This window comes from Rosettibacter sp. KY25, from assembly GCF_057554405.1.
In genome coordinates, this window is record NZ_BAAJAO010000003.1 from 87,339 (window position 1) to 105,872 (window position 18,534).

General features: G+C 29.8%; 18 protein-coding genes and 1 pseudogene. 8 read left to right on the forward strand and 11 right to left on the reverse strand.

All coding sequences use genetic code 11. The features are described from left to right. Positions 1 to 27 precede the first annotated feature (27 nt). The 3 genes from AC27L2_RS02880 to AC27L2_RS02890 form a co-directional block, all read right to left on the reverse strand. On the reverse strand, positions 28 to 501 hold the full coding sequence (locus tag AC27L2_RS02880) for a hypothetical protein (protein ID WP_487210159.1): 474 nt from the start codon (positions 499 to 501) through the stop codon (positions 28 to 30). 2 nt (positions 502 to 503) lie between these two features. Then, the gene (locus AC27L2_RS02885; RefSeq protein ID WP_487210160.1) at positions 504 to 1,016 is read right to left on the reverse strand and encodes a DUF4402 domain-containing protein; all 513 of its coding nucleotides are present in this window, start codon (positions 1,014 to 1,016) and stop codon (positions 504 to 506) included. A 109-nt stretch (positions 1,017 to 1,125) separates the two neighbouring features. After that, a complete protein-coding gene (locus AC27L2_RS02890; RefSeq protein ID WP_487210161.1) occupies positions 1,126 to 1,611 on the reverse strand; it encodes a DUF4402 domain-containing protein in 486 nt (161 codons plus the stop codon). A 294-nt stretch (positions 1,612 to 1,905) separates the two neighbouring features. On the opposite strand from AC27L2_RS02890, the gene AC27L2_RS02895 reads away from it, so the two are divergent. From AC27L2_RS02895 to AC27L2_RS02905, 3 genes are all read left to right on the forward strand, one after another. Beyond that, entirely contained in the window at positions 1,906 to 2,187 is a 282-nt protein-coding gene (locus AC27L2_RS02895; RefSeq protein WP_487210162.1) for a hypothetical protein, read from the forward strand. A gap of 69 nt (positions 2,188 to 2,256) precedes the next feature. Then, entirely contained in the window at positions 2,257 to 2,928 is a 672-nt protein-coding gene (locus AC27L2_RS02900; RefSeq protein ID WP_487210163.1) for a response regulator, read from the forward strand. Between the two features lie 2 nt (positions 2,929 to 2,930). Continuing rightward, complete coding sequence (locus AC27L2_RS02905) at positions 2,931 to 4,355, forward strand: sensor histidine kinase (RefSeq protein ID WP_487210164.1); 1,425 nt, start codon at positions 2,931 to 2,933, stop codon at positions 4,353 to 4,355. Positions 4,356 to 4,526: 171 nt separating this feature from the next. Here the strand turns inward: AC27L2_RS02905 and AC27L2_RS02910 are convergent. Continuing rightward, positions 4,527 to 4,895, reverse strand: a pseudogene (locus AC27L2_RS02910) (septal ring lytic transglycosylase RlpA family protein); the annotation flags it as partial. 713 nt (positions 4,896 to 5,608) lie between these two features. On the opposite strand from AC27L2_RS02910, the gene AC27L2_RS02915 reads away from it, so the two are divergent. The 3 genes from AC27L2_RS02915 to purU are packed head-to-tail and all read left to right on the forward strand — an operon-like array spanning position 5,609 to position 8,966. Next, entirely contained in the window at positions 5,609 to 7,099 is a 1,491-nt protein-coding gene (locus AC27L2_RS02915) for a glycosyltransferase family 2 protein (protein ID WP_487210165.1), read from the forward strand. Next, the gene (locus tag AC27L2_RS02920) at positions 7,089 to 8,090 is read left to right on the forward strand and encodes a DUF4922 domain-containing protein (protein WP_487210166.1); all 1,002 of its coding nucleotides are present in this window, start codon (positions 7,089 to 7,091) and stop codon (positions 8,088 to 8,090) included. The genes AC27L2_RS02915 and AC27L2_RS02920 overlap by 11 nt, the downstream gene beginning before the upstream one ends. 18 nt (positions 8,091 to 8,108) lie before the next feature. Continuing rightward, positions 8,109 to 8,966, forward strand: coding sequence for a formyltetrahydrofolate deformylase (gene purU / locus AC27L2_RS02925; RefSeq protein WP_487210167.1), 858 nt, complete (start codon positions 8,109 to 8,111; stop codon positions 8,964 to 8,966). 2 nt (positions 8,967 to 8,968) lie between these two features. On the opposite strand, the gene budA is transcribed toward purU, so the two are convergent. After that, positions 8,969 to 9,682, reverse strand: a complete 714-nt coding sequence (gene budA, locus AC27L2_RS02930) for an acetolactate decarboxylase (protein WP_487210168.1) — start codon at positions 9,680 to 9,682, stop codon at positions 8,969 to 8,971. Positions 9,683 to 9,802: 120 nt separating this feature from the next. Here budA and AC27L2_RS02935 point away from each other — a divergent pair, with 120 nt between their 5' ends. Further along, positions 9,803 to 10,234: a SufE family protein gene (locus AC27L2_RS02935; RefSeq protein ID WP_487210169.1), complete on the forward strand. Its 432-nt coding sequence runs from the start codon at positions 9,803 to 9,805 to the stop codon at positions 10,232 to 10,234. Between the two features lie 2 nt (positions 10,235 to 10,236). Here the strand turns inward: AC27L2_RS02935 and AC27L2_RS02940 are convergent, their stop codons facing one another. Next, positions 10,237 to 11,151 (reverse strand): cation diffusion facilitator family transporter, encoded by a 915-nt coding sequence (locus tag AC27L2_RS02940; RefSeq protein WP_487210170.1) that lies wholly within the window; start codon positions 11,149 to 11,151, stop codon positions 10,237 to 10,239. Between the two features lie 53 nt (positions 11,152 to 11,204). On the opposite strand from AC27L2_RS02940, the gene dgt reads away from it, so the two are divergent. Next, a complete protein-coding gene (gene dgt, locus AC27L2_RS02945; RefSeq protein ID WP_487210171.1) occupies positions 11,205 to 12,473 on the forward strand; it encodes a dGTP triphosphohydrolase in 1,269 nt (422 codons plus the stop codon). A 103-nt stretch (positions 12,474 to 12,576) separates the two neighbouring features. Here dgt and AC27L2_RS02950 read toward each other — a convergent pair whose 3' ends face one another. The 5 genes from AC27L2_RS02950 to AC27L2_RS02970 form a co-directional block, all read right to left on the reverse strand. After that, complete coding sequence (locus AC27L2_RS02950; RefSeq protein ID WP_487210172.1) at positions 12,577 to 13,794, reverse strand: 4-hydroxy-3-methylbut-2-enyl diphosphate reductase; 1,218 nt, start codon at positions 13,792 to 13,794, stop codon at positions 12,577 to 12,579. Positions 13,795 to 13,813: 19 nt separating this feature from the next. Further along, entirely contained in the window at positions 13,814 to 14,659 is an 846-nt protein-coding gene (locus tag AC27L2_RS02955; protein ID WP_487210173.1) for a DUF2911 domain-containing protein, read from the reverse strand. Between the two features lie 144 nt (positions 14,660 to 14,803). Then, positions 14,804 to 16,186: a M20/M25/M40 family metallo-hydrolase gene (locus tag AC27L2_RS02960; RefSeq protein WP_487210174.1), complete on the reverse strand. Its 1,383-nt coding sequence runs from the start codon at positions 16,184 to 16,186 to the stop codon at positions 14,804 to 14,806. Positions 16,187 to 16,204: 18 nt separating this feature from the next. Beyond that, on the reverse strand, positions 16,205 to 17,854 hold the full coding sequence (locus AC27L2_RS02965; protein WP_487210175.1) for an amidohydrolase: 1,650 nt from the start codon (positions 17,852 to 17,854) through the stop codon (positions 16,205 to 16,207). A 107-nt stretch (positions 17,855 to 17,961) separates the two neighbouring features. Beyond that, positions 17,962 to 18,498, reverse strand: a complete 537-nt coding sequence (locus AC27L2_RS02970) for an ORF6N domain-containing protein (RefSeq protein WP_487210176.1) — start codon at positions 18,496 to 18,498, stop codon at positions 17,962 to 17,964. Positions 18,499 to 18,534: the final 36 nt, after the last annotated feature.

Below are 18,534 nucleotides of genomic sequence, written 5' to 3' on the forward strand. Positions count from 1 at the left end.
TTTATTCCTTTTAAATTTAGAGTAGAACTATATTCTTTCTACATTCATAATTATTGTCCCATTATATAAACCGCTTGTAATTGCAGTTGGAATCGTAATAGTTGCACCCAACCAGATATATATGCTTGTATTTTTTTTCAATCTATTAAATCTTAATGGTTGATAAGGATTAAAATTTGTTCTTCCTGTAGGTAAATCTTTTGTAGCCCAAGCTGATTGCTGTGTACTAAATGTAATCGGGAGATTATCAATGTTATTTGTTAAATTCTGCGGTAATGCAAATTGAACAAGTATATTTACATTTTGCAGATTGCCAGTATTGAAATAAAACTTAGCTGCATTTACATCAAGATGATTTACAGAAGAAGAATAACCCTTAAATACTGTACCAAAAGCTAAGTCATTTAGCTTGCTTACTATTAGTTGTGCTGATGATGTAACATTAACTACAAGATAAAAAATCAAAAATAAATATTTAATATGTACTGAATTTATTCTCATCTTTAATAAGAAACATTAATTACAAATGTTCCCGTATAGTAACCAACTGGTTGATTGGCATTTACATTAATAGCACCGCCAACCCACAAATAAAGTTTACCAATTCCACCGACATCTGTTAATTGATAAACACCGCCGCTTGTAACGGTAATTGGATTAACATAATTTGGATTAGTTCCTGTATGCTTAACTTCTGGAATAAAAGTTATTGTGCCAGTAGTTCCTCCATGTTGTGCTACCCAGTTAAAATTATCAAGAGTAATAGGATTAAATGATATTGTCACACTACTATTAGGATTTCCCTGTACCTCATGTCTGCTGCCGCTCTCAGGTGATTTTGTTACCTGATAAGGATTAGGCATAACTATAACATCACCAAAATCGATGCTTCCTGTAGTTATAATTGTTATGGGTGTGATAACATTTGCTGTTACTGATGCACTTGCACTTCCTGATTGTGCAAAGCAAATTGATGTCAGTAACAAAAACAAAAATGTATATTTGGCTTTAATCATACATCTTTATTATAAATAATAAAGATGCAAATATCAATAAAAAGAACAAAATATTGAAGACACTACCCCCGATATGGCAGTGTCTTCAAATTTTGGCACTCCCCCTTTATTAATAAGCAACTGATATAGTAAAAGTACCTGTATAGGAACCGGGTTCTTGATTAGCAGCGACAGCTAAAGAACCACCTACCCACAACCAGGCTTTTCCACCACTGGTAAGCGTAACAGAACCACCACTACTTACCGAAGCAGGGCTGTTATAGGTATTTGTTGTAGTATGTTCAACGTTTGGTGTAAAAGTCATAGTACCAGTAGCACCATTAGAAAGAGTAACATTATTGAAAGTTACAGTCACTGGTGTACTATTATTACCAGTTACTTCAAAAAGGGCTCCATTATCGGGGGTTTTTTGTGGTGTTTGGGGACTGCCTGTTACAGGAATGTTACCAAAATCCAGGTTACCTGATATGTGTTGAATTGAAAGAGCAGCAAGTATGTTTGCTGTTACCTGGACATTAGCACTGCTTTGTGCATAGCTTGTTGTAGCTATGAAGTAGAACGGTAGAATAGCTAGAGCTATTACTAGCTTTCTCATGTTGCACCTCTCTGTGAATTTAACATTTAATTTATTTCGTTTATCAATCCTCTGTGTAAATTGATAAACGATTCTGGTTAATTATCGCAATTATAATTCAAAAGTTTAGTCAATAATTAAAAAAATTTTATACTGATGAATAATTATTCATATAATTTTTGCTTATTACTTTCATAATCAAACCAACTTTCATTAAAAATTTTTAATCTTTCTTTAATATCGGTTTAATGTTAATAAAATAAGTTTGAGGTGTAAGTTAATTAACGATATGTCCAACAAAAAAGGAGAAACATCATGAAATCCAGATTATTCTCATCAGTTCTTGCAGTTTTAATAGCCGTTGCATTTTTAAGCAGCAGTGTATTTGCACAAACTCAAACTCAAACCACTACACCTAAAGCAAAGAAAGAGGTAACAACTCCTTCAACTCAAAAAGCAGAAAAACCAAAAGCAGCTACTGAAACCAAGAAAGAAGCTAAAAAGGATACTGTAAAAGCAGAAAAGAAGGAGAAGACCACTCATCACAAAATGCATAAAAAATCAGAAGAAAAACCAAAAGAAGAAAAGAAACAATAGTGCATTTTGATTTGGGATTAAACTTTAAGAAGGAGAGTTTATAACTCTCCTTTTTTGTATTTTTAACGCATGAGAATTTTAGTTATAGAAGACGAAAAAAAAGTTGCTTCTTTCATCAAAAAGGGATTGGAAGAAGAATTTTTTACTGTAGATGTTGCCTATAATGGGAAAGACGGCTTAGCACTTGCATCAAGCGAAGAATATGACCTGATTATTTTAGACATTATGATTCCGTTCATCGACGGAATTACTTTAACAAAAGAATTAAGAAAAAGAAAAATTATAACACCAATTTTGTTGCTTACTGTAAAAGATTCTGTAAATGATAAAGTTGAAGGACTTGATGCAGGGGCGGATGATTATCTTACCAAACCTTTTGCTTTTGAAGAATTAACTGCAAGAATAAGAGCTTTATTAAGAAGAACTGAAATTCAAAAATCTAATATATTAACTGCTGCAGACCTTAAGTTAGATTTAATAACTCATACTGTCTATCGAAACAACAAAGAAATAATTTTAACACAAAAAGAATATTCCATTCTTGAATATCTATTAAGAAATAAAAATAAAATAGTATCTCGCACAAAATTAATTGAACATGTTTATGATTACCATTTCGATACCGATACAAATGTTATTGATGTTTATATAAATAAACTTCGCAATAAAATTGATTACGGTTTTGACAAAAAGTTAATTCACACAATTCGCGGTGTGGGTTACATAATTAAAGAAGAATGAAAATGTTCAGTAAAATAAAACCATATGTTTTATCCACTCGATTTAAGATGACCATCTGGTATGCATTTCTGTTCTTGATTTTGGAAATTATTCTTGGATTTACAATTTATTATTATCTCTACAATAATTCATTAAAAAGATTAGACCTGTCGCTCTCAGCTCAGGCAAATGCGATTCTTCACGTATTAAAATCAAAACATTTTGATTTAGAAACTTTTGAACCGAGCGATATTTACTCGAGTGAAGAAGATTTAATCTGGGATATAATTTATGATGTTGTTGTTTTTAATGAAAGAAATACATTCATACAAATTTCTTCTGGGAAAAAAGTTATTTACCAATCAGCTAATCTTGCAAAAATAAAATTAGAATTCCCAAATATTAAATCGAATAAACAAACATTCGATTTTGTTGACGAACGATTATCCGAAAATGAAATAAGAGCAACTCAAATTAAAGATGGAAATTACACTGTTATAGTTGCTTATCCTAAGGAACATATCTTGCAAACAATTAACAGCTTAACTGATATTTATGTTGTAATTGCTCCAATATTCTTTTTGGTCTCTTTAATTGGAGGGGCATTAATATCGCAAAGGTCATTATCAAGAATAGACAAGATTATTAAAAAAACAGAAGAAATAACTGCTCATAATTTAAGTGAAATAATTCCAGGGGAAGAACATAATGATGAGTTTGGAAGACTTGTCAAAAAAATGAACGAAATGATTCAGAGAATTCGAACATCTGTAGAATACATGAATCAATTTTCAATTTCAGCAGCTCATGAACTGAAAACTCCTCTTACAATTTTAAGAGGTGAAATCGAAATTGCTCTTAAGTCAGAAAAATCTCCCGCTGAATATATTGAAATCTTAAAAAGCAATTATGAAGAAACATTAAGATTAATAAAAATTGTTGATAATCTATTTTTTATTTCCAAGAGTGAAAATAATTTGGTTAAGATTCACAAAAGAGAAGTTAATCTAAAGGAATTCTTACAAGGCATCATTAAAAATGCAAATGTACTTGCAGATGATAAAAACACAGAGATAAAATTAATCATTGAGGAAAACTTTTCTGCTAATTTTGATTACGATTTAATTAAACAGGCTGTTACCAATCTAATTGATAACGCAATTAAATATGGCACAGACAATTTCCCAATAATTATTACTTCAAAAAAAATTTATGATAATAAATTTATGATTTCAGTTAAAAATTGGTGCGAAGAAATTTCTCAGAAAGATATTGAAAAAATATTTGACCGTTTTTACAGAATTGATACTTCTCGAACAAGAAGTACTGGAGGAGTTGGACTTGGTTTATCGGTTGTAAAATCAATTGTAAATCTGCATAATGGAACAATTCAAGTAGAAAAATTTCCGGATTCTATTGAGTTTATTATTGAATTACCTGCTTCATAAATTACCTGCTTCGATACTTTACATTAAAAAATGATATTCGTTATACTTAATAGCCGAAGTAAATCATATCATGAAAAATCGATTATAATTTAACCACAAATTTACACAGAATAAAAAGCAGGGAACATTTTTTAGTTCCCTTCATTTATTATTTGATTTTATCTTTTAAAACTAATTTAACACAGTGACTGGATTAATATCATCAACAACAATTTCTTCTACTTTCACTTTTATTACACCGCTTTTCATCATTCCAAGTGCAATTGCGGTTCCTTTTGATAAATCTAAATCTCTTCCTTCAATATAAGGACCTCTGTCATTAATTCTTACAATTACACTTTTGCCGTTTCGCAAATTAGTTATTCTAAGATATGTGCCAAATGGTAGTTCTTTATGAGCAGCTGTAAGAGCCATTTGATTATAAATCTCTCCATTTGCTGTCATCTTGCCATGAAATCCTGGACCATACCAAGAAGCTTTCATTATTCCAAGATTATTGAGATTTACTGGCACAACTTCTGGAGTTGAATCTTTGCTTATTCTTACTTTATCTAAAATGCTTGTTTCCCTTGCAGTTGATTCATCAAAGTTAAATACACCCACTGTTACTGCTATTATTAATATAACTAATATTATTTTAATTGCTCGCAATAAATACCTCGCTTTTTGTTTAACATACCTTCAAGAGTAAAGAGAAAATTCAGGCGGAATTTTTAACTTTCTATATTTTCAGAGTTGAATTGAAACCCCTTAAGGTTTGGTTTGAATTCTTTTTAAGAGTAAATCTCAAAGGATTAGAATCCCAATAGATTTGCTCTAAAAGATTAATTGTGTTTGTGAGATTGAATATATTGATTAGAAAGAAGGTCTCGTTGTTTTGATAATAATCAATAAAAGATTTGAAACTTGTTTTGTCATCCGTTAAGTTGATGTGAGTAACGGAGTGAAACTTTTCAATCCTTAATGAATGGTTCTCTTTATTTAATGAACTTGTTTCTGTTTGAATTCCTGTAAAAATCAGGAAAGAACCAATAATACTATATGTTAAAATTTTCTTACTCATTTTTGCTGCACAAATATAGTCATACAGCAATTCTTATAAAAGCATACAATAAATTTAAATAAAGGTCACTTAAATTAATCTTATTCAGAGGTTGAACGAATTAATTCTGGTTTGCTATTTCATCTTTGAGCAATAATTTAAAGTGACAATCGTTTTTTATAATTTTTGATTCAATTTTGATGAGCATTCAATGAAAAAAATAACAGCTGTAATTTCATCTTTTAATGAAACAACAACAAATCTTATATCTCAATTGAAGAATTCAGATTTAATCGAAGATATTTTTTTAATTAGCGGTGAAGGAATTGATGATTCATTTCTTGATGTTAAAATAATTTTCGGAGAAAGTTTATTTCATACATCTGTCTTAAAATCATTAAGCGAGAGGGTGAAGACGGATTACATTCTTTTTTTATTTAATGAACAAAAAATTTTTTTAGAGAAAAATACAATTGAAAAATTTTTAACTGCTGCTCTAGAATCAAATTCTAAAATTGTCTATTCGGATTTTTATGAAATTGAAAACAACAAAAAATCAGAGCACCCGTTAATTGATTATCAAATTGGCAGCCTTCGCGATGATTTTGATTTTGGTTATGTGATATTAATTAATTCTTCCTCGTGCAAAAATGCTCTTCTAAGAGCAAAGGAAAATTATAACTACGCTGGCTTCTATGATTTGCGATTAAAGATAATGGAAGAAGAAAAAATTAATTCTTCAAATTATTTTTTAACTGATATTCATCATATTAAAGAATTTTTATATTCAATAGAAAGAAAATCAATTTTATCAAGTCATGAAAAACAATTTAATTATGTTGACCCGAAGAATCGCTCAGTTCAGATTGAAATGGAAAAAGCAGCAACAGAACATCTTAAATCAATTGGGGCATTCATTCATCCGCCATTCAAAGAAGTCAATTTGAATCTTGAAAAGTTTGATTACGAAGCTTCGGTTATTATTCCTGTAAAAAATAGAGCTAAAACTATTTCAACAGCAGTTGAATCCGCGTTAAATCAGAAAACAGATTTTAAATTCAATGTTATTGTTGTTGATAATTTATCAATTGATGGCACAACAGAAATTTTAAAAGAACTTTCTTCAAAACATGAAAATCTTATTCACATCATTCCTGATAGAAAAGATTTATTGATAGGAGGATGCTGGAATTTGGCTGTGCAACATCCAAAGTGCGGAAAATTTTCTGTTCAGCTTGACAGCGATGATTTATACAAAGATGAAACTACTTTGCAAAAAATTATAAATAAATTTTATGAAGAAAATTCCGCAATGGTAATTGGTTCATATTTGTTAACGGATTTTAATCTTAATGAAATACCTCCTGGAATTATTGACCATAGAGAATGGACAGATGAAAATGGTCCAAACAATGCATTAAGAATAAATGGACTTGGAGCACCAAGAGCATTTTTTACACCTGTTTTAAGAAATATTGAAATTCCAAATGTAAGCTACGGGGAAGATTATTATCTTGGTATTACAATATCTCGTGATTATAAAATCTCAAGAATTTATGAACCAGTTTACATTTGCAGAAGGTGGGAAGGAAATACTGATTCTTCGTTAAGCATTCAAAAAATCAACGAAAATAATTTTTATAAAGATTCATTGCGTTCGAAAGAAATTTTAATAAGAATAAACAGAAACAATGATAATTGAAGAGAAAATTCCAAAGAGTCAATTAAAAGAATTTTGGTCGTCTCGAATTTTAAATTTGTTTGAAGAACAAAAGTTAAATTGGGAATTGCTGAGAGATAATTATGAAAATCTAAAGGACATACAAATTAGAGAATTTGAATTTGATACCTCAACAAAATTTAAAGTTATAGTTCAATACAATCCTGCGAGAATAAAATCTACTGCAGCAGATGTAAGTCCTGAGGCAATTCAAAACAGGAAATGTTTTTTGTGTATAGAAAACTTACCTGAAGAACAAAATGGAATTGTTTATAACAAACATTTTATAATTCTGATTAATCCATATCCAATTTTTAATAAACATTTAACTATAACAAAGAAAAAACATACCCCTCAAACAATTATAAGCCACTTTCATGACCTGCTCGATTTAACAGAAGATTTGAGTAAAGATTTTACAATTATTTATAATGGTCCAAAGTGCGGTGCATCGGCTCCAGACCATATGCATTTTCAAGCAATCGAAAAAAATATTCTGCCTTTAGAACAAGATTATGAATTGATGAAAAGAAATTCTAATTTCCTCGAAAGTGAAAGAATAAAAATATTTTTCTTTGAAAATTTTCTGAGAAGATTTATTTCATTTGAATCAAAGCATAAAGGTGAATTGCTTTATGCATTTAAAATATTTTATAATGCGATTAAGAAAATTTCTATTCCAAAAGAAGAACCAATGTTTAACTTAATTTCTTTTTACAGTGAAGAAAAACTGAAATTAATTATATTCCCAAGATTAAATCACAGACCCCAACAATATTTTCTTGAAGGAAATGAGAAGTTATTGATAAGTCCAGCAGCAGTTGATTTGGGAGGTGTGTTAATTACAGTAAGAGAAGAAGATTTTAATAAAATTAAAAATGAAGATATAATTGATATTTACACACAGGTAACTTTTACAAAAGAATATTTTGAATACTTGAAGAAAAAATTAATGGATGTCTATAAAAGTTAATTAATAATGGAGCAAAAATTGGAAAACAATACTGCAACATTAATATTATCATGCAGCGACCAGAAAGGGCTTGTAGCCAAAATATCACAATTTATATTTCAACGAGGGGGCAATATTGTTGACCTCGACGAACATGTTGACCCTGATGAAAAAATGTTTTTCATCAGAGTCGAATGGGATTTAAGCGAACTAAATGTTTCAAACGAACAATTTGAAAAAGAATTTCAAATTCTTGCAGAGGAAATAAATGCAAAATGGGAAATTAAATACAGTTATAACAAACATAAAATTGCGATATTCGTTTCAAAGTATGACCATTGCTTGCAGGAAATTTTATGGCGTTATAAAAACAAAGAACTTGATGCAGAGATTCTACTAATAATTTCAAATCATACTACACTTGAAGGAGTTGCAAAAAGTTATGACATTCCTTTTTATTATTTCCCAATTACTAAAGAAAATAAACACGAACAGGAATTAAAAGAATTAGAGCTTCTTGAATCTTACAAAGTTGATACAATCGTTCTTGCAAGATATATGCAAATTCTTTCTCCATTATTTATTGAAAAATATCCAAATAATATCATAAATATTCATCATTCATTTTTGCCGGCATTTATGGGGGCAAATCCATATAAAAAAGCTTATGAACGCGGCGTAAAATTAATTGGTGCAACAAGTCACTATGTAACAGAAGAATTAGATGAGGGACCAATTATCGAACAGGATGTAATTCGAATTACTCATAAAGATTCGTTAAAAGATTTAATTCGTAAAGGAAAAGATTTAGAAAGGCTTGTGCTTGCCCGTGCTCTGAATTTGCACATTAACAACAGAGTTCTTAAGTATGGGAAAAAAACTATAATATTTCAATAACATTAATCAGGTAAAATGATTTTTAGTTGATTAATTTTTTGAATTTCTAATTTGCCGTAATAAATTCTGAAATTAAGAACATGACCACCAAAGTTAAGTTCGTCACTAATAAAATGAAAATGATAACCTGGAACATTAATCTTATCTAAAAATGATGGACAGTAAAATCCAACCAGAGTTCCTGATAAATTTGTCCTTTCAAAAACAATTTGATTTTTTAATACTTCATTTAATTGCTTGTAAGGCTTCTTTTGAAGAGCTATTGTTCTGGTTCTAATATAAGAAAATTTGCCCTGTAGCTTAAATGCATAAAATATATTTTTATTTGTAATCAAACTGTCAATTAATTTTTTTAATTCATCATCAGTCATATTAAATATTTCATAAGATTCATTGCTGTTAAATTTTACGATACATGCAAAAGGTGTTGTATCTTCGGTGTTTGATTGATGAACTAAACCATCATCTTTGAACTGATAAATCGAATTATTGAGTATAATCATCTCTCCATTTAATTTATCAAAGGTTCCGAGTCCGAAATCACCAATTTCTAACAGGTTGCTTAATTTATATTTACCATCATATTTGCATTCGTACAAAGAATCAATTATGGAAATCTGAAATAAAGTTGGCTTGCTTTCAAATGTATCTGATTGAGCAGAAATTCGTATAGTGAAAAATAGAAGCATTACGTGTATAAAATTATATTTATTCATTTTAATTCTCTTATATTTAAATTCTTGTGACAATTTAAGAATATTCTTTTAAAGAAATTTGAATAATTACATTACTTTGTTAAAATTTACTTAAGAGATGAAAATAATTTTTGGATTAAAATGACAATACAAGAAAAGCAAGAAAAACTGATAAAAGAATTTGAACAGTTTACTGAGTGGGAAGATAGATATAAACATGTTATCGAACTTGGCAGAAGGATGAAACCTATCAGTGAAGAATATAAAACAGATAAATACAAATTAGATGGTTGTCAATCTCAAGTTTGGATACACGCAAAACTTGAAGATGGAAAAATATTTTTTGAAGCCGACAGCGATGCTGCTATTGTAAAAGGACTGATTGCAATTTTGATAGAAGTTTATTCAGGTCATTCGCCGGAAGAAATTTTATCTAATCCACCCGATTTCTTAACAAAAATTGGAATTGATAAACACCTTTCGCCAACAAGAAAAAATGGTTTAGCAGCAATGATGAAACAAATACAGATGTATGCTCTTGCATTCAAAGCATTAGCAGAAAAAAAGAATTAACGTTATAAATGTTGTTCTATCAAATCGGAATTTGGACATTGATTACATTCGAATTGCAGAGTGATGTGACGAATACCAAATTTTGATTGTAAATTCATTTCAATTTTTTTTCTTAATAAATCACACTCACTAATTTTCATATCCTTTACATTAACATGAGCTTCCATGTGAACATCATTTTCGCCTACCATCCACATGTGTATGTGATGAATATCTTCTACTTCATTAAACTTTTCTACTTCATATTGAATTTCTTCAATTGAAATATTTAATGGTGCTCCTTCCATTAAAACATGAATTGCTTCTTGAAGTATCGAAAAACTTTCTTTAAGTATGTACAATCCAATTAAAATTGTCAGTAAAGGGTCAATCCAGTAAATTTTCCAAAAGTATATTGCAATACTTCCTAGAATTACTCCAACAGAAGAAACTGTATCTCCAATTAAATGGAGATAAGAAGAACGAATATTCATGCTTTTTTGGGAATCTCTTCTCAACAAAAGGACAGCAAATAAATTTGCAAGCAAACCAACAACAGCAACAATGCTCATTATTTTTGCATTAATAACCTCTGGATTTTTGAATCTACCAATTGCTTCATAAAAAAGGTAAATACAAATTATTATTAGTGCTGAAGAATTAATTACTGCAGCTAATATTTCGGCGCGTTTAAGTCCAAAAGTGTGCTTTAATGAGTTGCTTTTTAGTCTTAACTTAAGTGCAATGTAGCTGATAATAATTGAAATGCTGTCGGAAAAATTATGCATTGCATCAGAAATCAAAGACAAACTTCCGGAAATTATACCGCCGATAATTTCTCCAACTGTTATTAAAAAATTAAGAAAAATTGTAAAGATTAATCTTCCTTTAGTTGAAGAAAATATATCTCCATTAATATGTGAATGATTATGTGCCAAATTATTTTTTTCTTAATTTGTTAATCACAATAGCAAAATTCTAAAGAGAATTTATGAAAAACAAATTTTATACTGACTTTGATATAGAACGCATAAAACAAAGTAAACGTTCAGAAGATTACAGAACTCCTTTTCAGATTGATAGAGACAGAATAATTCATTCATCAGAATTCAGAAGACTGCAGGGAAAAACTCAAGTATTTTTGCCTGGCGAATATGATTTTTACAGAACTCGATTAACTCATTCCATTGAAGTTGCACAAATTGGGAGGTCGATTTGCAGCTATTTATTTGTATCTCAAAAAGAAATTTTAAATGAAGAATATTTTATTGACCCAGATTTGGTTGAATCAATTTGTCTTGCTCATGATTTGGGTCATCCCCCTTTTGGTCATGCAGGAGAAAGAGTATTAAATCAATTGATGATGAACTACGGCGGCTTTGAGGGGAATGCACAGACACTTAGACTTATAACAGAAATTTTTTATAGAGATGAACAAAATTATCGAGGCATGAATCCAACACGAGCTTTCATTGATGGAATTATGAAGTATAAAGCAACATTTTCAAGTTTTAAAAATCCAGAGAATCATTTTATTTATGATGAACAAAAAAAGTATGTCGATTATGTTTTTGGCAATAAAAAAATTCCAAAAGAACTTTCTTATGCAGATAGATTGAATCAATTTCAAAGTATTGAATGCCAAATAATGGACTGGGCAGATGACACCGCTTATGCGATTAATGATATTGTTGATAGTATTTCAGGAGGATTTATTACAATTGAAAAATTATCAAAATGGCAAAGAGATAATAATTTAAGTGATTATCAAAATTCTGTGATTGAAGAAATTATTGAATGGATAAAAACAGGAAATTATAAAAGAAATTTTGGTTCAATGATTGGAGAATTTATTCGTTCATGCAGCTTAAAAGAAAGAAAAACTTTTATGGATTCATTGACAAACCGCTACAAATATTTGCTAATCATTCCTGAAAATATTTTGGAAAGAGCAAATCTTTATAAAAAAATTTCTGTTGATTTGGTTTTTCGTTCTTCTTCGCTGCATCAGATTGAGTTTAAGGGAAACAATATGCTGAAAAAAATTTTTGAGCTTCTCGAAGAAAATTATATAACAAAGATTAATTCATCAAAATTACTTCCAGATTTTAATGATAAATTAATTCGAAAGGAAAAAAATAAAAAACAAAGAGCAAGACTTGTTTGTGATTACATAGCTGGTGCAACTGATTCATATACAATGAGAATTTATCGAAGGCTATTTGACCCGGATTACAGCTCTCTTGCAGATTTAGCTTGAGTGATTAAAACTCATGAGATTGCAGGATTATGCAAAAGGCATTCCTGTGAAACAAAATTTCAAAATTGCAAGATTATAATTGAGTGATTCTTGTAGAATAAAATTACAAAGTTTGCAGTGCTTCTTCTAAATTTTTTGTGTTCTCAAAAAATGATAAAAGTTTATTTAAAACATTATCAACAATTGAATCCGGACATGATGCCCCGCTTGTGACTGCAATTCTTATTTTATCTTTATCTGGAATATAATTTTCTGTTTCAATTTCTTGATGAAGATGGATATCGTAATGAGAAATTTTTTTATTGGAAATTATTTTTGAATCATCAGAAATTAGAAATGTTCTGAACTTTTGTTCAAGCAATTCAGCAAGATGCGATGTATTTGAGCTGTTGTAACCTCCAACTACTATTGCAAAATCAACATCTTCTTTTGTTAAAGCTAATGTAGCAGATTGATTGTCGTTTGTTGCATAACAGAGTGTATCGCGTGTATCTGCAAAGTGTTCTTTCAAATTTTCTAAACCAAATTTTTTTATCATTGTATCTTTCAGTAAATCGGCAATTGCCTGTGTTTCGCTTGCCAGCATTGTTGTTTGATTAACTACCCCAATTCTATTTAAATCTTTTTGCACATTAAAATTAGGAGAATATTTCCCATCGAAGAAAGAATAAAATTCCTCTTCGGATTTAAGACCTAAGATAATTTCAGATAAAAATTTTGCTTCCTCAATATTTCTTATAATCACAGAAGGTGAGTTTTGTATAGTGTGCGAAAATGTTGCTCTTGTCTCTTCATGCTTTGCTTTGCCGTGAATAATGATTGTATAATTTTGTTTGCCCAATGCTTCTGCACGATTCCATACTTTTTCTACAAAAGGACAGGTTGTGTTGTAACTTAGTGTATCTATTCCTTTTTTTTTAAGCAGATTTTCTATTTCAATTGTAGTTCCAAATGCTGGAATAATAACTATATCATCAGAATTAATTTCATCCCAATCGACAAAATGATTTCCGTAATTATCCATAATAAATTGAATGCCGCGACTTCTTAAATCCTGATTAACATGAGGATTATGAATCATTTCACTTAATAGGAAAATTCTTTTACCAGGATTATTTTCTATTGTTTTGTAAGCAATTTCAATAGCGTTTTCAACACCGTAACAAAATCCAAAATGTCTTGCAATCAAAAACTCTATTGGACCAAAATCTAATTTTGTTGGAGTAAAATCTTTTTTTCGCTGGTCTTCGAGTTTTCTAATTTCTTTGATGCGTGATATAATTGGACTGCGGTAAAATTCTGGTATATCAAATTTTTTCATTGTTCTGATTTTTCAAAATTTATTTTATCTTTTCACGAATCTGTTTTTCAAACATGTCTATTTCTATTTGTCGATTTTGAAAATCTTCATCATTTCTTCCTGCTTCGCGGCAACGCTCAATCATTTTCAATGCTTCAATAAAATTATTTTTCCTTGCATACAATTTTGCTTTTGTGAAATAACAATTAAAATTTTTCGACATAGAAAGAGCTTTATCAATCCATTGAAATGCCTCATCCAAAAACACTTCATGTTCTGCAGCATAATTTGCAGCAACAACATATATCTGCCAGTTATCTTCTTTAGCATTTGCAATCGCTTCTTTTATTTTTGAATAAACCTGCTTTGTAAGTTCAACTTCAACATTGAATGATATTTGTAAATTTTCCCAATTCATAACAACACTGCATGATGAGTCGGTTAATTCAGGAATTGTAAATAAAAGTCTTTCTGTAAATGGTGCACTTTGTGGTTTTACTTTGAAGCGAAGTAAATCTTGTTCTGGGAAATAATTTATTCCCCATGTTAATGCTTTGTTAATAATTACAGTCCATTCATTTTCTTCTGGAATTGTATATAGTGAGTAGATTCCTGCTGGAATTTTATTTCCTTCAATGATTACATCTGTAGTAAATTGAATTCTTGTTGATTCGTTAGCACCGGTTCTCCAGACTTTATTGTAAGGAACAAGTCCGCCCCAAATTTTTCTTCCTTTTACTCCGGGTCTTGAATATTCAATTGAAATTACAGTATAGCCGATAGTTTGAGATACAGATGCTTTTGGACTTAAACGCGGTAAATCTATTTGAGCAAAGAGTGTGGTTGCAATCAATAAAAAAAATATGAACAAAGAATTAATTTTCATTTTATGCCTCACAAAATTTTTTTCATTTTTATCTACAAGATGAAGAGATTTTCTAATAAAAACGATTATGATGAATTATTAGTTCTAAAATACTAATTCAAAAATAACAATTAAGAATCTAATTATAATTTTTATCAGATTTACTCATCTTTGTGGAACAGGAAAAACCGGCAAACTTTCGTGTCCTTCTTCATCTACAGATTGAACGGCAAAGAAATAATTATCTTTTGAATAAGGCAGAAGAATGCTTGTATCTTTCACAAAAAATTTTTTCTCCCAAAATGGCTGAAATGTTTCTCTCATTAAAACATAATAACCATAAGGCTTTTTACCTTTTGAAGGTAATGACCATTGAAGTTTAGTTTTATTAGTTAATTCTTTTACATCTATAATAACATTTTCAGGTGAAGAAGGTGCTAATGCTAAATTAGCAAGAATAGCACAATTGATGGCTGTAATTTTACGAGCATATTCAAAATCGATGAATTCAGGCAAATCACCGTATTGCTTGCCGTTTTCAATTCTCACATTTTGATGCTGATGGTCATAATTTTCATTCATTTCACAAAAACGAACTGCTGCATAGCCGAGACGATTGAATGGAGTATGGTCTCCACCGCGCAAAAATCTGTCACTTCTAAAAATTAATTTAACTTGAATTTGGTCAACATAACGCTCGCCAATTTCTTTGATGTATCTTGCTAATTGTCTTGATTTTCCATCGTATTCAGAACCAGATAATTTTCTTATTCTTTCATCTTCAGGAGATTCACTTGTGGGAATGTTTTCACTAAATACTCGAACATGAATATTATCTCTTAATAATGTTTCGCTTGAAAGTGTATTTCCTATCATATCATTATTTAACATTGCAATTAAATTACAATTTTGTATTCCAGTAATTTTATTTTCTTTTACTCTTTTTGCTAAATGTGTTGAGCCATATAATCCTTGTTCTTCACCAGAGAAAGCTACAAAAATTATAGTAGCTGGAAATTCTCTTTTAGACATAACTCTTGCAAGCTCCATTACAGCTGCAACACCAGACAAATCATCATTTGCCCCTGGCGCATCAATTACACTATCCATAATATCTTCTGCTCTTGAATCAAAATGAGCACCAACTATGAATACTCTATCATCATTTGAATCTGTTCCTTTTAAGATTGCCATCACATTCATAAGATTTACTTTTCGATTAATTCTTCTTCCATCTGGTTCAACTTCAAAGTAGTCAATTTCAGTTATCAATCGTCCATTTGCATATTTTGCATATTCATCAAATTGTGATTTAATCCATCTTGCTGCAGCCCCAATTCCAACTTTGTCATCATTTTGTTTACTCAAAGAGTGTCGTGTTTTAAAAGAAACAAGTGTTCTTACAATCCTTTCAAGATTTTCGGAAGAAATCTCGTTTATCATTTCAGAAATTTTATTATCCCTTCCCTGAATTACTGTTTGTGCTCTGTAATTTATTATAGGTAAAAGTAAGATTAATGAAAAGAAAATTTTCATTGCCCTATTCATGATTATTTCCTTTTGTTTTTAATTTGCTTTATAATAAACTTTACCATCAATGATTGTATATAAAATTCTTGTTGATAAAATTTCTTCATCAGCACAATTCAATAAATCATTAGAAAGAACAACAATATCAGCATATTTTCCCTTAGTTATTGTTCCTAATAAATTTTCTTGAAAAGATGCAATTGCACCATTGACAGTGTAAGATTTTAAAGCTTCGAGTCTTGTCATTTTTTGTTCTGGATAAAAATAATTTCCATCATTTGTTTTTCTTGTTACACTTGCATAAAAGTTTTTAATCGGGTTAATCTCTTCTACTGGAGCATCTGTTCCATTGCAAATGATAGTTCCGTTATTAATTAATTTACGCCAGACGTAGGCACCTTCTTTGGCTCGTTTTTCTCCAAGTCTTTCTATTACAAATGGAGCATCTGAAGTACAATGAATTCCCTGCATTGCTGCAATAACACCAAGTTGAGAAAATTTTTTTACATCTTCATTTGATAAATGCTGAGCATGTTCAATTCTCCATCTTAAATTTTTTTTATCAGGATATTTTTTAAAAATCTTTTCATAAAGATTTAGTACTTCATGATTTCCTCTATCACCAATTGCATGAATACAAATTTGAAATCCATTATTAATTGCAAGTTCACAAATTTCTTCTAAGTCTTTAACTGGTGTTACATTTGAGCCGTAATGATTTTTCAAATCTGAATAAGGTTCAAGCAGCCATGCACCTCTTGAACCAAGCGCACCATCAACATACATTTTTATTGAACGAACTGTAAGATGATTATCTCCATAGCTGATAATTCTATAATTCTGCAATCTGGAGCTTTTCAATTTTTGAACTGGCTCGTTTATCATTACATATAAACGAACGGGAATTTTTGAAGAATCAACAAGTTGTTTTAACAGGTTAATAATTTCAAAACTTTCTCCAGCATCATGAAAAGATGTAATTCCATTTTTTATGCATTCATCTGCTGCAAGTATTATTTTCTTTTTATAATCAAGATAAATTTCTTTTTTTGACCTTTTGTTTAAGTATTCTTCATAGATTTTTGTAATTAAATTTTCTGCATTTTCTTCAAATATGCCGATTGGGTTTCCATCATTATCTCGAACAATTGTTCCTCCATCGGGATTTTTTGTATTCTTATTGACTCCAGCTAGTTCCATTGCTTTTGCATTAGCAAGTATTGCATGTCCACTTGCATGATATAAAAGAACAGGATTATTTGGTGTAGCTTTACTCAATTTATTATGAACAGGATAGCCATTTACATTTGGTTGAGGAATATTTTGAAATTTTTCCTGATGCCATCCTCTTCCAATTATCCATTCACCAGGTTTTACATTTTTAGCTGCATATGAAATTTTTGTTACAATCTCATCCCAGCTTTTAGCGTTTCTTAAATCAATGTTAATTAATGATTCGCCCAATCCAATTAAATGAGCATGACTTTCTATAAAACCAGGGATAACAAATTTACCATTAAGGTCAATCACTTCGGTTGAATCACCAATTAAATTTTCTATTTCATCATTAGAACCAACAAACAATATTTTATTTTCTTTAATAGCTACTGCTTCTGCATACATTTTTGAATCATCCATTGTAACAACATTTCCATTGATTAGAACTAAGTCTGCTTGTTCATCCATGATTTTATTCTCACATTTTATTAAGAAAAATGACAACAAAATAATTGTTAAGAAATGAATTGATTTCATATTTTATCTCTCAGCTCATATTTAATATGTGATAATTTTTAATCAATAGAAAATCCAATTTTTTTAGTCGATTTTTGTGGTGGGGAGATTAGTTGGTTGATAACCTGAATTATTTGAATTATCTGTTCATCATGTTCTTTAAGCTTTGCTTCAAGTTCTTTTAGTTTTTCAAGAACCTTTTCGTGAGATGAAATAATTTCTCTCAATTTTACAAATGCTCGCATGATTAAAATATTTACCTCAATTGCTCTTTCGCTGTTTAATACAGAAGAAAGCATCGCTACACCTTGTTCTGTAAATGCAAAAGGTAAATGTCGTAAGCCCTTAATATCTGATTTGGACATCACAATTTGTGACCTCCATTTCATGAATTCTTCTTTCGTGAGTTGAAACATAAAATCTTCTGGAAATCTTTTAATGTTTCTTCGGACAGCTTGTTTTAATGCCCGAGTTTCAACACCATACAAAGCGGCTAAATCTCTGTCTAAAATTACTTTTTGATTTCTTATAACAAGAATTTTATTAATGATACTGTCAATGGGGATTAATGAGTTGTTCGACTTTTTCGTTTTCATTTTTTCCCTCAAGATATTTTTTGAAAGGCAATCCAA